Annotated in this window: 18 protein-coding genes; 6 read left to right on the top strand and 12 right to left on the bottom strand. The window is 67.4% G+C overall.

The features are described from left to right. Nucleotides 1–111: 111 nt before the first annotated feature. Complete coding sequence (locus CHU93_RS11565) at nt 112–549, bottom strand: YcgN family cysteine cluster protein (RefSeq protein ID WP_086115372.1); 438 nt, start codon at nt 547–549, stop codon at nt 112–114. Then, nucleotides 539–1,156: an SCO family protein gene (locus CHU93_RS11560; RefSeq protein ID WP_094474220.1), complete on the bottom strand. Its 618-nt coding sequence runs from the start codon at nt 1,154–1,156 to the stop codon at nt 539–541. The genes CHU93_RS11565 and CHU93_RS11560 overlap by 11 nt, the downstream gene beginning before the upstream one ends. An 80-nt stretch (nt 1,157–1,236) precedes the next feature. Here CHU93_RS11560 and CHU93_RS11555 point away from each other — a divergent pair, with 80 nt between their 5' ends. From CHU93_RS11555 to CHU93_RS11545, 3 genes are all read left to right on the top strand, one after another. Continuing rightward, nucleotides 1,237–1,809 (top strand): ankyrin repeat domain-containing protein, encoded by a 573-nt coding sequence (locus tag CHU93_RS11555; RefSeq protein ID WP_243375600.1) that lies wholly within the window; start codon nt 1,237–1,239, stop codon nt 1,807–1,809. Between the two features lie 65 nt (nt 1,810–1,874). Further along, the gene (locus tag CHU93_RS11550) at nt 1,875–3,173 is read left to right on the top strand and encodes an ActS/PrrB/RegB family redox-sensitive histidine kinase (RefSeq protein ID WP_243375596.1); all 1,299 of its coding nucleotides are present in this window, start codon (nt 1,875–1,877) and stop codon (nt 3,171–3,173) included. Between the two features lie 2 nt (nt 3,174–3,175). After that, nucleotides 3,176–3,721, top strand: a complete 546-nt coding sequence (locus CHU93_RS11545; RefSeq protein WP_094474218.1) for an ActR/PrrA/RegA family redox response regulator transcription factor — start codon at nt 3,176–3,178, stop codon at nt 3,719–3,721. Nucleotides 3,722–3,727: 6 nt separating this feature from the next. Here the strand turns inward: CHU93_RS11545 and CHU93_RS11540 are convergent, their stop codons facing one another. Genes CHU93_RS11540 through CHU93_RS11495 form a run of 10 tightly spaced genes read right to left on the bottom strand, consistent with a single transcriptional unit; the run spans nt 3,728 to nt 9,881 of the window. Then, entirely contained in the window at nt 3,728–4,192 is a 465-nt protein-coding gene (locus CHU93_RS11540; protein ID WP_094474216.1) for an MmcB family DNA repair protein, read from the bottom strand. A 54-nt stretch (nt 4,193–4,246) separates the two neighbouring features. Then, on the bottom strand, nt 4,247–4,819 hold the full coding sequence (locus CHU93_RS11535) for a cell wall hydrolase (protein ID WP_094474214.1): 573 nt from the start codon (nt 4,817–4,819) through the stop codon (nt 4,247–4,249). A gap of 33 nt (nt 4,820–4,852) precedes the next feature. Continuing rightward, nucleotides 4,853–5,185: a DUF1491 family protein gene (locus CHU93_RS11530; RefSeq protein ID WP_094474212.1), complete on the bottom strand. Its 333-nt coding sequence runs from the start codon at nt 5,183–5,185 to the stop codon at nt 4,853–4,855. Continuing rightward, complete coding sequence (locus tag CHU93_RS11525; RefSeq protein ID WP_094474210.1) at nt 5,182–5,676, bottom strand: PTS sugar transporter subunit IIA; 495 nt, start codon at nt 5,674–5,676, stop codon at nt 5,182–5,184. Before CHU93_RS11525 ends, CHU93_RS11530 begins: the two co-directional genes overlap by 4 nt. Nucleotides 5,677–5,687: 11 nt before the next feature. Then, nucleotides 5,688–6,317 (bottom strand): ribosome hibernation-promoting factor, HPF/YfiA family, encoded by a 630-nt coding sequence (gene hpf / locus CHU93_RS11520; protein ID WP_094474209.1) that lies wholly within the window; start codon nt 6,315–6,317, stop codon nt 5,688–5,690. Between the two features lie 44 nt (nt 6,318–6,361). Beyond that, complete coding sequence (dnaQ, locus tag CHU93_RS11515) at nt 6,362–7,027, bottom strand: DNA polymerase III subunit epsilon (protein WP_086115380.1); 666 nt, start codon at nt 7,025–7,027, stop codon at nt 6,362–6,364. Between the two features lie 37 nt (nt 7,028–7,064). Next, nucleotides 7,065–7,649 carry a dephospho-CoA kinase gene (gene coaE, locus CHU93_RS11510; protein ID WP_094474207.1) on the bottom strand — a complete coding sequence of 195 codons (585 nt, stop codon included), beginning with the start codon at nt 7,647–7,649 and terminating at the stop codon, nt 7,065–7,067. After that, on the bottom strand, nt 7,646–8,458 hold the full coding sequence (locus tag CHU93_RS11505) for a shikimate dehydrogenase family protein (RefSeq protein WP_094474205.1): 813 nt from the start codon (nt 8,456–8,458) through the stop codon (nt 7,646–7,648). The genes coaE and CHU93_RS11505 overlap by 4 nt, the downstream gene beginning before the upstream one ends. Continuing rightward, nucleotides 8,455–9,051: a Maf family protein gene (locus tag CHU93_RS11500; RefSeq protein ID WP_207759270.1), complete on the bottom strand. Its 597-nt coding sequence runs from the start codon at nt 9,049–9,051 to the stop codon at nt 8,455–8,457. Before CHU93_RS11500 ends, CHU93_RS11505 begins: the two co-directional genes overlap by 4 nt. Next, complete coding sequence (locus CHU93_RS11495; RefSeq protein ID WP_094474203.1) at nt 9,048–9,881, bottom strand: pyruvate, water dikinase regulatory protein; 834 nt, start codon at nt 9,879–9,881, stop codon at nt 9,048–9,050. Before CHU93_RS11495 ends, CHU93_RS11500 begins: the two co-directional genes overlap by 4 nt. 376 nt (nt 9,882–10,257) lie before the next feature. On the opposite strand from CHU93_RS11495, the gene hemE reads away from it, so the two are divergent. From hemE to hrpB, 3 genes are read left to right on the top strand one after another with little or no spacing between them, the layout of a single operon-like run. Further along, nucleotides 10,258–11,298, top strand: coding sequence for a uroporphyrinogen decarboxylase (hemE, locus tag CHU93_RS11490; protein ID WP_094474202.1), 1,041 nt, complete (start codon nt 10,258–10,260; stop codon nt 11,296–11,298). After that, nucleotides 11,299–11,748, top strand: coding sequence for a CopD family protein (locus CHU93_RS11485; protein WP_207759269.1), 450 nt, complete (start codon nt 11,299–11,301; stop codon nt 11,746–11,748). After that, a complete protein-coding gene (gene hrpB, locus CHU93_RS11480; protein ID WP_094474200.1) occupies nt 11,748–14,183 on the top strand; it encodes an ATP-dependent helicase HrpB in 2,436 nt (811 codons plus the stop codon). The genes CHU93_RS11485 and hrpB overlap by 1 nt, the downstream gene beginning before the upstream one ends. Nucleotides 14,184–14,300 lie beyond the last annotated feature (117 nt).

Genomic DNA, 14,300 nt, shown 5'->3' with positions numbered 1-14,300 from the left:
TGAGCCCGCCGAAGGGCGAGCTTGTCGAGGCAGGTTCCCAGGGCGGTGCGTGCCTCGACAAGCTCGGCATGAGCGGTTCAGTCCAGGGGCGATGGAACCCAGGGCGGCCCTTCAGAGCGGCTTGTCGATGATATGGTCTTCCAGATCACCGACCTGATCTTCGCGGACCACGCGGCCGGCAACCGATTGGCCGGCGCGGTGGATGGCGTCGCGATCGCCGCTGATCAGATGGTGCCACGGCGCCAGGCCCTGGCCGCGATGGACGCGCAGATAGGAACAACTGTCGGGCAGCCAGTCGATCTCGTCCAGCCGGTGCGGGGTGAGGCGCACGCATTCCGGCACCAGCGCCTTCCTGTTGCGATAATCCGAACAGCGGGCGGTGGCGGTGTCGAGCAGCCGGCAGCAGACATTGGTGGGGAAAATCTCCCCCGTCTCCTCGTCCTCCAGCTTGTGCACGCAGCATTTGCCGCAGCCGTCACAGATGCTTTCCCACTGCTCGCGGCTCATCCGCTGCAGCGGGATCACCTCCCAGAAGGGTTTAGCGGACATGGGTGGCCAGCATTTGCGTGATGGCTTCGGCGGTCAGGCCCTGATGCGGCAGGAAGCCGATGGGTTTGCCATCCGGACCATAGAGATAGACCATGGCGCTGTGGTCCATCAGATAATTTTCCGGATCGCCGGTCTCCATCCGCTTGGCATAGACGCCATAGGCCCTGGCAACCGCAGCAATCTGGTCTGGCGTGCCGGTGAGGCCGACAAGGCGGGGGTGAAAGGCGGCGACAAAGGGCTTCAATGCGGCCGGCGTGTCCCGCTGGGGATCGATGGTGATGAAGATCGGTGCCACCCTGGCGCCCCGGGCGGCATCGCTGGCTTCAAAGGCCTTCAGACCACGGCCCAGCAGCGCCAGATCGGTGGGGCAGACATCGGGGCAGAAGCCATAGCCGAAATAGATCAGGCGATAGCGGCCGGCAAAATCGGCCTCGCGCACGCTTTGGCCGTTCTGATCGGTGAGGGTGAAGGGCCCGCCCAGGCTGGCCCCGGCCAGATTGCCCTGGGGTGCGGGTGGGGCGGCAAAGCGCATCCAGCCGAGCAGGCCGGCGATCGCCACCGCGATGGCCAGCACCAGCCACAGGCGCAGATTCTTGCCTCTGTTCATTGGCGGCTCAACTGGCTATTCGCTATCATCAGGACTGGCATAAGGCGAAAGGCGGGCGCTTGTCGATGAAAAGGCAGTTGATGGCCGCAATGCTGATGCTGGCGCTGGCCAGCCCGGCGGCGGCACAGTTTTCCGACAGTTACAATTTCATCAAGGCGGTGAAGGAACGCGACGTCAACAAGGCGATCGAGCTGGCGGACAAGCCGGGCACCACCATTGTCAACGTGCGCGATGCCGACAGCGGCGATGCCGCGATCCATATTGTCGCCAAGCGCGCCGATCTGGGCTGGCTGGGCCTGTTGTATCAGAAGGGTGCCAATCTGAATCTGAAGGATCGCGATGGCAACACGCCGCTGATCCTGGCCAGCATCAGCCGCTGGTCGGAAGGGATGGCGACCTTGATCCGGTTGAAGGCGCAGGTGAATGCCCAGAACCGGCTGGGCGAGACCGCGTTGTTGAAAGCCGTGCAGGCGCGCGACACCGATGGCACCAAATTGCTGATCGATGCCGGCGCCAACCCGGACATTGCCGACAACAGCGGCATTTCGGCCCGCAATGCCGCCGAACGTGATCCGCGCGCAGGCGCCATCGCCAAGCTGTTGAAGGATGTGCCGGTGAAGACGCCCAGCAAGATGCAGGGGCCCAGCCTGTAGCGGCACGGGCCAGACCGACTGGAACCATGCGCCGCATGGGCATGACCTGTTTGAGGGACTAGGCGATGGCGATGGAACGGCCATCGATTGCGGCAGCGGCGTTTGATCGCCCCAGTGTGCGGGTGCGCACGCTGGCCAATATCCGCTGGATCGCGATTTTCGGCCAGTTCATCACCCTGCTGGTGGTGGGGCTGTGGTTCGAATTCCCGCTGCCGTGGGGATCGCTGCTGGCCGCGGTTGGCGCGTCGATGATCCTGAACATCGGGCTTTCGACCCTGTATGAGCGCACCGACCGGATGACCGGCCGGGAATTGAGCCTGCATCTGGCCTTTGATCTGATCCAGGCCGGGGTGCTGCTGTTCCTCACCGGTGGTTTGGCCAATCCCTTTGCGCTGTTGCTGATCGTGCCGGTGACAATTGCCGCCACATTGCTGCGCGCGCGCGACATGGGGCCATTGGTGGCGCTGGCCTGCGGCGTGCTGATGGTGGTGTGGCTGTGGGCGCAGCCGCTGCCCTGGGCGGGCCCACCGCCGGAATTTCCGCTGGTTTACCGCTTTGGCATGCTGATCGCCTATGCGCTCGCCATCGGGTTTCTGGCGGTCTATCTGTGGATGGTTTCGGCCGAGGCGCGTGATCGCGCCCGCGCCCTGGTGGCCACCGAGGCGGCGTTGACCCGCGAAGCCCGCATGAATGCGCTGGGCAGCCTGGCGGCGGCGGCCGCGCACGAACTGGGCGGGCCGCTGGGTTCGATCAGCCTGATTGCCCACAGCCTGGAAGAGCAGTTGGGCGATGATCCGGATTTTGGCGATGATATCCGCCTGCTGGGCGAGGAGGCCAAGCGCAGCCGCCGCATCATGAAGGAGCTTTCGACGCGGGCCGAGGCGGAGGACCCGTTTGCGGTGCTGACGCTGGATCTGCTGTTGCACGAGGTGGCGCAGAGCGTGAAGCCGACCCGGGTGCCAGTGAAGGTGATGGCGGACCCACCGCAGCCGCTGGTGCAGCGGTCCCCGGAACTGCTGCACGCGCTGAACAATCTGGTGTCGAACGCGGTGCGCCATGCCGGCACCGAGGTGCGGATGGAAAGCATCGTGACGCCGTCGGAAATCCGCATCGCCGTGCTGGATGACGGCTTTGGCTTTCCGCCCGATCTGCTGCCACGGCTGGGCGAGCCGATGCTGGGGCCGTCGCGATCGAAATCGGATTCAACCGGGCTGGGCGTGTTCATCGCCACCACCCTGATCGAACGCACTGGTGGCCGGCTGGCCTTTTCCAACCGGCCCGAGGGCGGGGCGCGCGTGGACGTGCGCTGGCCAAGGGAAGTATTTGAGGTTAATGAGCCTGTTCAGGGGCAAGAGGAGTATTGACGATGGCAACCGAGCCTGAAGCCGAAGGCCGCCCGCTGCTGCTGGTGGATGATGATGCTCCGTTCCGCCAACGCCTGTCGGTGCTGCTGGCGCGCAAGGGCTTTGCGGTCACATCGGTGGGCAGCATTTCGGAAGCCCGGGTGGAAGCCGCCCGGCTGAAGCCCAGCCATGCGGTGGTGGACATGCGGCTGGAAGATGGCAACGGTCTCGACCTCGTCGCCGAGATGCGCGCGATGAGCCCGGATGTGCGCATCGTGATGCTGACCGGCTATGGCAATCTGGCCACGGCGGTGGCGGCGGTGAAGGCTGGCGCCATCGATTATCTGGCCAAGCCGGCCGACCCGGAAGACATTGTGCGCGCGCTGTCGGCCGATGGTGGCACCCGCCCGGAAGCGCCGCCGGAGCCGATGTCGGCCGACCGGGTGCGCTGGGAGCATATCCAGCGCGTGTATGAACTGTGTGACCGCAACGTGTCGGAAACCGCGCGCCGGTTGAAGATGCTCCGCCGCACGCTGCAGCGCATCCTGGCCAAGCGGTCCCCGAAATAGTCGGGCTCAATCGATCCCGAAGGCCAGGCTTTCGGGATCGGTGAGCGCCAGCCAGCGCTGCGCCCCGCGCCGGGCGAGATTGAGGGTGATGGCCTTGCGTCGGCTGGCGTTGAGCGGGCGCCAGGGGGCATCCCGCACGCCTTCCGCATCGAAGCGATCCGCGATGATCAGGCCGGTCTCCTCCGGCCGGAACGCCGGGGTGTGCAGATCATCCAGGGGCAGGCCGGCGGGGACGGCCCAGAAATAGCGGTCGCAATGGTCGAGATAGTCGGTCCATTTGCGGTCGCCGCGCAGATCGGCGAGGCTGACCTTGATTTCAACCAGCGTCAGCCGGCCGGCGGCATCGACGCCCAAAATGTCGGCGCGGCGGCCGCCAGACAGCGGCACCTCGGCCAACGGGGCGACCCCGGCGCGCAGCAGCCAGCGGCAGGTGCCACGCAACACATCAGCAGCGCTGAGATGATGGGCCATGCCGCCATCGTGGCGGAACGCATGGGGAACGGCAAGCCCTGGCGGGCCAGTGCTTCAGCGATAGAAGACGTGGTTGCCGATGCGGGCGACGCGGGTCAGGCGCCAGCGCGGGTTGAGGCGGGCGGCGTGGAAGCTGTGGGCGCCTTCGGCCATGTCGTGCCAGAGGCCCTGCATGGCGATGCGGGCCACGGCGAGCGCGGTGGTGAAGGTGGCGGTGCCACGCTGCACCTTGGCGGCGATGAAGTTGAACTGGCGCGGGGCCTTGATGACGCCGCACACACCCTTGCCCCAGCGGCCGGACTGGGCGCGGTTGACGACGGCCTGAGCGACGGCGAGTTGGCCTTCCAGCGCCTCACCCCGGCTTTCGAACCAGACGGCGGTGGCGAGGCAATCCAGCTCCGCATCCGTGGCGGCCGGGGCGGTCGAGACCATCTGCACCAGATTGGCGAGGCCGGAAGCGCCGGGAACCGGCTGGCCAGCGGCAGCGGCGACCACGCGGTCATCCTCACCGGGCAGGATCGGCAGGCTGGTTTCGGCCAGCGCCGGGGCGGCAACGGCCATCAGCATGGCCGCCGCGATCAACCGCGCCGCCTGGCTTTTGATGTTCCGGATCGCCCCTGCAACCATGGCAAGGGTTACAGCGTAGCTGGGGGTTGGCAATCAACCGGGCGACAGGATTTGCGCGACGAGTTGAGCCGCCTGCGGGATATCCAGTTCGATCACCCACAAATCCGGGTCGCGCCGGCGCGCCCGTTCGATCCAGCCGGGCACGGCATCGCCGCTGGCCATCACCACCATTTCATAGCCGGCGGCGCCCAGCACCGGGGCCAGCAGCTCTTCGTTGCCGCCGCTGCGGGCGACCACGGCAATGGCGCCAGCTTCGGCATCGCCGCGCGCCAGCACGGCGCCAAAGCCGCCCTGGGCCGCGACTTGGCGCAACAGCCAATCAACCCGCAGCCGGCTGACCAGCCGCGGCAGTTCTGCCTCGCTCATGCAGTGGCTTTGGCTGAAACGCGGGTGTCGCCGGTGATGATGGCGCGGATGGCGGCGGCATCGGCGGCGGCACGGATGGCCGGCAGCGTGGCGGGATCGCGCAGCGTGCGGCTGATCCGGGCCAGCGCCTTCAGATGATCGCTGCCCGCTGTTTCGGGGGAGAGCAGCAGCACCACGACATCAACCTGTTCGCGGTCGCTGGATTGCCAGTCGATCGGCTGCGGCAGGCGGGCCAGCGCCGCCTGGCACTGATCAAGCCCGGCCAGCCTTGCGTGCGGAATGGCGACGCCGCCGCCAAAGCTGGTCGAACCCAGCGCCTCGCGGGTGCGCAATGCCTCGTTGACGATGATCGCGGGGATGCCGAGTTCGGCCTCGGCATGGCGGGCCAGCGCCATCAGCACGGCATCACGGGAAAACGCCGCCAGGCCGGGGATGATCCCGTTGGCGAGCAGCAGGCCGGCAAAACCGGCAGACTGGGCGGCGCTTCCCATGATGGTTCCGGTCAGCCGGCCATGACGGCGCGGCGCGGCGCTCCGGCCACCTGGGCCCGGGGCTCGACCCAGCCGATGGTGCCATCCTCGCGGCGATAGACCATGTTGTGATCGCCGGTCGCGCTGTTGACGAACAACAGGGCGGTGGTGTTCCTGAGATCGAGCATCATCACCGCATCGCCAACGCTGGCGGTGGGAATATCCACCCGGGTTTCAGCGATGATCAGCGGGGCATCACCGGCCGGCTCCACATCGTCGGGCGCGGCAGCGAAGATCTTGTATTCGGCATTGTCGAGCGGCGGCAGTTCCGCCACTTCCGGCGCGCTGCGGCCGGCGGCGGGGGAATGCCGATCCTTCAGGCGGCGCATGTAGCGCCGCAGCTGCTTGTCGATGCGATCGGCGGCGCCATCGAAGGCGACATGCGCATCGGCGGCGCGCGCCGAGCCCTTCAGGATCAGATCGGCCATCACGTGCATGACGATGTCGCATGCGAAATGCCCATAAGGCGCCGGCCCGAGCGTGACATGGGCGGACAGGGCGCGGGGGAAATATTTCGCCACCATCGCGCCAAGCCGTTCGTGCACATGTTCGCCAAAGGCGGCCCCGGTATCGACCTGGTGCCCTGAAATGCGGATATCCATGCCTTGATTCTCCTTGAGCGCTGTTGACCAGCGACTACTGCCGGTCACGACAGCCAGAGCGGGTCTTTCAGGCCGGCCACAAAGGTGGCGTGGGCTGCCAGCTCCTCCGCGCTGGCATGGTGAACACGTGGCGCCAGACTCACCCGCTCATATTCAGTCTCTTCCTGTGCGGCCCCGGTGGCAAGGTCGAATCCGATCTGCCGGCCTCCGGTCAACTCGATATAGACACGGGCCAGCAGCTCGGCATCGAGCAGCGCGCCGTGCTTGGTGCGGGCCGAAAGATCAATGCCATAGCGGGTGCACAGCGCATCCAGCGTGTGCTTGGCGCCGGGGTTGGCCTTGCGGCTGATCTCCAGCGTGTCGATGGCGCGGCTGATCGGGATAATCGGCATTCCGGCGCGCTTCAGTTCCCAGTTCAGGAACTCCATGTCGAAGGCGGCATTGTGCGCCACCAGCGGTGCATCGCCGATGAAGGCGAGGAAATCATCGATCACCTGTTCGAAGATCGGCTGGCCGGTGAGAAAGTCGCTCGACAGGCCGTGCACCCGCTCGGCATCCTTGGGCATCGGCCGCTGCGGATCGAGATAGGTGTGGAAGGTCCGCCCCGTGATGGTGCGGTTGATCATTTCCACCGCGCCGATTTCGACGATGCGGTGGCCATCACCGGGCATGATGCCGGTGGTTTCAGTGTCCCAGACAATTTCGCGCATGGACCCCATGTAATGCAAAGGGGCCGAAGGGCAAGCGCTAGAGGCTGTTGACCAATGATTTCACCGCCGTCCAGGTCTCGCGGCGGCCGCGGCCGGTTTCGATAACCACATCGGCAAGCGCGCGTTTCTCGCGGTCAGGCATCTGGCCTTTCAGGATGCCGGCGAATTTTTCGCGCGTCATGCCCGGCCGGGCCAGCACACGGGCACGCTGCACGCGATAGGGGGCAGAGACGACGACGGTCAGATGGCAGCGCCGCCAGCCGCCCTTTTCAAACAGCAGCGGCACGTCGAGCACGATGGCGGGCTTGAGCCGGTGTGCGCCCAGAAAGCTGCTCTGCGCTTCGGCGACCAGCGGGTGCAAGATCTGTTCAAGCTGGCGGAGCTTGGCATGATCGCCAAACACCGCCGCGCCGAGCTTCTCGCGGTGCAGGCCGCCTGCATGGGTGGTGCCGGGGAACAGCGCCTCGATGGCAGCGAGCGCCCGGCCGCAGGGGCCCTGCAGGCGCCGCACCTCGGCATCGGCGTCGAACACCGGCACGCCCAGCGTGCGGAACATGGCCGCCACCGTGGACTTGCCCATGCCGATCGAGCCGGTGAGGCCGATGATGGTGGTGCGGCTCATCGCGTCAGCAGCTCCTTCAGATCGGCATCATGGTCACGCGGTGCTTCGGCGCCAAAGAACAGCCGGAAGGCCTCCGCTGCCTGGCCAATCAGCATGGCCAACCCATCGATGGTGGCAAGGCCACGGGCGCGGGCGGCGGCGAGCAGCGGGGTTTCGAGCGGGACATAGACGGCATCGAACACGGTTGCATCGGCCGGCAATGTCGCCAGATCGAGATCGAGCGGCGGCTGGCCGGTCATGCCAAGGCTGGTGGCATTGAACAACAGGCCGATATCGCCGGGCAGCACGGCGTCCATCGCCAGCACGCCGCCAGGCAGGCCGCTGGCGGCCAGCAGTTCGGCGGCGGCCGAGGCATTGCGGGCGATGATCCACAGCGCGCTGGCCCCACCGATGCGTGCTGCGGCCGCCCCGGCCCGGGCGGCGCCGCCACTGCCGATCATCAGCATCGGCCGCCCGGCCATGGCGTTGGCGGCCGGGCCGGTGATGCCGGCAACATCGCTGTTGTGGCCGGTCAAGCGGCCATCGGGGCCCACGGTAATCGTGTTGACCGCACCCACGGCGGCAGCGGCCGGCGCGATGGCATCAAGATGGGGCATCACCGCCAGCTTGTGCGGGATGGTGACATTGACGCCGCGCAGGCCCATCGCCGGCAGCGCAGTGAGGAACGCACCCAACCGCTCCGGCGCGACCGGGAAGCGGCTGTAATCGCCGTCGAGGCCAAGCTTGCCCAGCCAGAAGCGGTGGATCAGCGGCGACTTGGAATGCGTGATGGGCCAGCCGATGACGCCGGCGACAGCGGGTTCGATCATGACGGCAGCATGCCCCGCACACGCAGATAGTCCAGCACGGCCAGCAGCGGCAGGCCGCGGATGACGAACTGATCGCCATCAATGCGGCTGAACAGCTGCGCGCCCAGCCCCTCGATGCGGTAACAGCCGACGCAGCCGAGCACGGCATCGCCTTCGGCATCAAGATAGCGGGTGATGAAGGCGTCAGAGAGGGTGCGCATCTTCAGCCGCGCCGCGCCACCCTGGCGCCACACCGGCTTGCCGGCTTCACAGATGACCGCGGCCGAAATCAGCCGGTGGGTGGTGCCGGCCAGCTGCCGCAGTTGGGCTTCGGCGCGCGGCCGGGTTTCGGGCTTGTTGACCAGGCTGCCGTCAGCCGTGACGACCACGCTGTCTGCCCCCAGCACCAGGGCGCCGGGATGCTGGCGGCTGATCTTCAAGGCCTTCACCTCGGCCAGTGCATCGGCGATGCGTTCGGGGCTGGCCTGCTCGGCAATCAGGCCGGCGGTGATGCCCTCTTCATCGACATGCGCCGGCAAGGCTTCGTGGGGCACGCCGGCGGCGCTGAGCATGGCGCGGCGCGCGGCCGACTGGCTGGCGAGGACAAGCATCATGAGGCGCGCTCGATCCGGGCCTGGTGCAGGTTGATGATGGCCGCCGCCGTTTCCTCGATGCTGCGGCGCGAGACATCGATGACCGGGATATCGTGATCGGCAAACAGCCGGCGGGCAAAGGCCAGTTCGGCATCGATGCGTTCGGCGTCGACATAATCGGTGTCTGGCGTCTGCCCCAGGGTGAGCAGTCGGTTGCGGCGGATCTGCACCAGCCGGTCGGTGGCGGTGGTGAGGCCGACGAGCAGCGGGCCGCGGATCTGCCAGACGTGGGCCGGGGGCGGCGATTGCGGCACCAGCGGGATATTGGCCGTCTTGTAACCGCGGTTGGCCAGATAGATGGAGGTGGGGGTTTTCGACGTGCGCGACACGCCGAGCAGGACGATGTCTGCCTCTTCCAGATCCTCGACGCCGGCCTGGGCGCCATCATCATGCACCATCGTGTAGTTGATGGCGTCAACACGGCGGAAATAGGCTTCGTCCATCACATGCTGGCGGCCCGGGCGGCGGGTTGCGGCCTGGCCCAGAAGTTCGGACAGGGCGGAAATGGTGGGATCGAGCGGCGAGACCATCGGCAGGCCAAGTGTGGCGCAGCGCTGTTCCAGCCGGTCACGCACAGCGCCATCAACCAGCGTGTAGATCACGAGGCCGGGCTTTTTCGCCACTTCGGTGATGATCCGGTCAAGATGGCCTTCGCTGCGCACCATCGGCCAGAAATGCTTCACGGCTTCTGCGCCTTCGAATCGCGCCAGGCTGGCCTTGGCCACCGATTCCAGCGTTTCACCGGTGGAATCGCTGATCAGGTGCAGGTGCAGGGTCTCGCCACTGGTCATGCGGCAGCCCCGGACCGGCAGGGTCGCACAAAAACCGGTGGCATGACTCTGTGGATAAGCATCAGGGCAAAGCGTTAATGCCGGTGTGGACATGGGAGCAAGCGGCTTTTCGCCGGTATCGCCCCCGGCCCGCACCCGGAGTCACACCCAGAGGCAAGAATCCACAGGGGGGGTGTGGATAATGGGGACAACGGCCACGACTCGCCGGATTCCGGCAGAATCTTGCCGCCGCCGGCTGTGGATGGATGCGGGCACGAACTTTGATCCCCAAGATTCACGCCGCCACTATCATCTGCAACCTTTCATATAGTTTTTTCGATATTGGCTGTGTGTCTCCACTCTTGACCGGCGATGCGCCTTGCCGCCAAGGGGAGCGATGGCCGAAGAGACCCACATTGACCCGCCGCTGCTCGCCGTTCTGAAGGGTGAGCGCCGTGATCCGCCGCCCGTCTGGCTGATGCGCCAGGCTGGCCGCTACCTGCCGGAATATCGCGCCCTGCGCGCCGAAAAGGGCGGGTTTCTGGAGCTGGTCTATGACAGCGACGCGGCTGCCGAGATCACCATCCAGCCGCTGCGCCGCTTTGGCATGGATGGCGCCATCCTGTTTTCCGACATCCTGATCGTCCCGCACGCCATGGGCCAGGGCCTGACCTTTGGTCCCGGCGAAGGCCCGCAGCTGACCCCGGCGCTGAGCGATGGCGATTTCTCGATGCTGGAGCCCAACCCGCTGCACTTCGCGAAAATCTATGAAACCGTGGCCAAGGTGCGCAAGGCCATCGATCCCAAGGAGACGATGCTGGGCTTTGCCGGCAGCCCCTGGACCATCGCCACCTATATGGTGGCCGGCCATGGCAGCAAGGACCAGGCCGAAACCCGCCGCCTCGCCTACAAGGACCCCGCTCGCTTCCAGGCGCTAATCGACAAGATCGTGGCGGTGACGGTGGATTATCTGTCGGGCCAGATCGAGGCGGGCGCGCAGGCCATCCAGCTGTTTGACAGCTGGGCCGGCACGTTGAGCCCGGCGCAGTTCGAACGCTGGGTGATCGCGCCCAACGCCGATATCGTTGGCCGGCTAATGGTGCGCCATCCGGATGTGCCGATTATCGGTTTCCCCAAGGGCGCCGGCGCCAAGCTGGCGGCCTATGCCGCCGAAACCGGTGTCGATGCCGTGGGCCTGGATGAAACGGTCGATCCGGCCTGGGCCGATGCCATGCTGCCGCCGGGCATGCCGGTGCAGGGCAATCTTGATCCGCTGGCGTTGATCGCCGGCGGCGAGGCGCTGGAGCAGGCGGTGACGCGCATCCGCCACGCGCTGTCGGGCCGGCCGCACATCTTCAACCTGGGCCATGGGATCTTGCAGGACACGCCCATCGCCCATGTCGAGCATTTGTTCGATCTGCTGCGCAGGCCGCTGTAAGTGATCGATTTCGGCGTCGGCTGGTTGGGGGAGGCCTATCTCTGGGTCAAGGCCCTCCATGTCGCCTTCGTGATCTTCTGGATGGCCGGGCTGTTCATGATCCCGCGCTTCCTCGTCTATTGGCATCCGGTGGCGCCGGGTGCACCCGAAGCGCTGTTGTGGGATGAGCGCTGCCGCCGCTTGCGCCGCATCATCCTGTCACCCGCGATGGTGGTGAGCTGGGCGGCCGGGTTGGGTCTGGCCTTCCATCTCGGCTGGCCGCTGTGGCTGGTCACCAAGTTCGTGTTTGTGCTGGGTCTCACCTGGTTCCACCACTGGACGGTGGCCATGGTGAGGCGCTTTGCCGCCGGCGAGCGGCCGGTGAGCGAGAAGGGCCTGCGACTGGCCAATGAAATCCCGTCGCTGGTGACACTGGCGGTGGCGGTGCTGGTGATCGTCAAGCCGTTCTGATGCTGCCGGTTCTGGCCGTGTTGGCCGAGGTGCAGGCCGCCCTGGCCGCCAACCGGCCATTGGCCCTGATTGCCCCGCCCGGTGCGGGCAAGACAACGGCGCTGCCGCCCGCCCTGTTGGGGGAAGATTGGGCGCAGGCCGGCAAGATCATCCTCCTCTCCCCACGCCGACTGGCCGCCCGCGCCGCAGCCGAGCGCATGGCCGAGCAGCTGGGCGAGCCGGTGGGCCGCAGCATCGGTTATCGCACGCGTCTGGACAGCCGGACATCGGCCGCGACCCGCATCGAGGTGGTGACCGAAGGCATTTTCACGCGGATGCTGGTGGCCGATCCCGAACTGCCCGGTGTGGCCGGCGTGTTGTTCGACGAAGTGCACGAGCGCAGCCTGGAAAGCGATTTCGCCCTCGCGCTGACACTGGAGGCACGCGAAGCATTGCGGCCCGATCTGCGGCTGGCGCTGATGTCGGCCACGCTGGATGGCGGGGGCTTTGCCGGCATCATCCCCGATCTGGCCATGGTGGAATCGGCTGGGCGCATGTTTCCAGTCGAGCACCGGCACATCGGTCGTGATCCGGCGCTGCGGCTGGAGGATGCGATGGCCAGTGCCATCCGCAAGGCGGCGGCGGAGGAAGCGGGATCGATCCTGGCCTTTCTGCCCGGCGTTGCCGAGATCGAGCGGACCGCCGAGCGGCTGGAGGGGCGGCTGCCGCCGGATGTGACGCTGTTCCGCCTGCACGGTGCGCGCGAGGGCGCGGACCAGCGCGCCGCCATCGCCCCGGCGCCGGCCGGCACCCGCAAGATCGTGCTGGCGACCAGCATCGCCGAAACCAGCATCACCATCGATGGCGTGCGGGTGGTGGTGGATTCAGGGCTTGCGCGGCGGCCGCAGCTCGATCGTGCCGTGGGCTTGCAGCGGCTGGTGACGGTGCGGGCCAGCCAGGCGGCGGTGACCCAGCGCGCCGGCCGTGCCGGCCGCACGGCGCCGGGTGTGGCCATCCGCCTGTGGGAGGCGGCCGAAACAGCCGGGCGTGCGCCCTTTGATCCGCCGGAGATTGTGGAGGCGGATCTTGCCGGGCTGGTGCTGGAATGCGCGCGCTGGGGGGTGGCCGATCCGGCACAGCTGAAATGGCGCGATCCGCCGCCTGCGGCCGCCGTTGCCGATGCGCGCGCCCGGCTGCTGGCCCTGGGTGCGATCAGCGCGGATGGCCGGGTGACAGCGCATGGCGAAGCGATGGCGGCGCTGCCCCTGCCGCCGGCGCAGGCCCATATGCTGATTGCGGCGGCCGGGCAGGGCCTGGGCCTGTTGGCGGCGCGCATCGCCGTGCTGATGGGCGAGCGCGGGCTGGGTGGGCGCAGCGTTGATGTGGAGCAGCGGCTGCGCGGCTGGGGGCGCGAGGGCGGCCAGCGGGCAGAGGCGGCGCGCAAATTGGCTGCACGCTGGGCGAAGGCCGTGGGCGCGCATGAGACGGAGGCGCCGCCGGAGCGGGCCGGCGAGGCGCTGGCCTTGGGCTATCCCGACCGGGTGGCGAAGCGGCGCGGCGAGGCCTTTCTGATGGCCAATGGCCGGGCGGTTGCGGTGCCCCAGGAATCGCCACTGGCGCGGGAGAGCTGGATTGTGGTCGCCGATGCCAGTGGGAGTGCGGCGGGTGCGCGGCTGCTGCTGGTCGCCAGCCTGCACGGCGATGTCGAGCGGCAGCTGGCCGACCGCATCGAAAGCCGGCCGGTGTTTGGTTTTGATCCGGCCACCACCGGGGTGACGGCCGAGACCCAGCGCCGCTTGGGTGCCATCGTGCTGGCCCGCCAGCCGGTGGAACGGCCGGACGCGGCGCGGGTGAAGCAGGTGTTGCTGGCCGCCGTGGCGGAGCGCGGGCTGGGCCTGCTTCCCTGGGGTGACGCGGCCGGCATGCTGCGCGCCCGGTTGGCCTTTGCTGCGCAGCAAGGGCTGGCGCTGCCGGCCAGTGATGATGCCGCACTGCTCGCCAGTCTGGACGATTGGCTGGCCCCGATCATGGGCCGGCGCCTGTCGGACATTGGTGACGCACAGCTGGTGGATGCATTGCTGAACCGACTGGACTGGCCGCAGCGTCAGGCGCTGGACCGGTTCGCGCCGCAGCGCTTGGAAACCCCGGGGGGCAGCAGCCATGCCATTGATTACACGGCCGATGGCGGCCCGGCGGTGGACGTGCGCTGCCAGGCGCTGTTTGGCCTGGCGCGCCACCCAATGGTGGCGGATGGCCGCGTGCCCATCACCTTGCGCCTCACCTCCCCGGCCGGGCGGCCGATCCAGGTGACCAAGGATCTGCCCGGATTCTGGGCCGGCAGCTGGGCCGAGGTGCGCAAGGAGCTGAAGGGCCGATACCCGAAGCATCCCTGGCCGGACAATCCGCTGGAAGCGCCGCCAACCTTGCGCGCCAAGCGGCCGGGGCAGGCAGGATAGCGGGGTGGCAGCTACGGCAAGGGGTTGGAGATCGGCCGCGCGCTGGCGACGTCGTGACACAGTGAAAGCGCCTCTGTAACCCGGATTATTCACCGGCCGGGTGATTTCGGGTTGGCG

The organism is Sandarakinorhabdus cyanobacteriorum (assembly GCF_002251755.1).
GTDB classification, from domain to species: Bacteria; Pseudomonadota; Alphaproteobacteria; order Sphingomonadales; family Sphingomonadaceae; genus Sandarakinorhabdus; species Sandarakinorhabdus cyanobacteriorum.
This window is presented reverse-complemented; position numbering and strand designations above follow the sequence as displayed.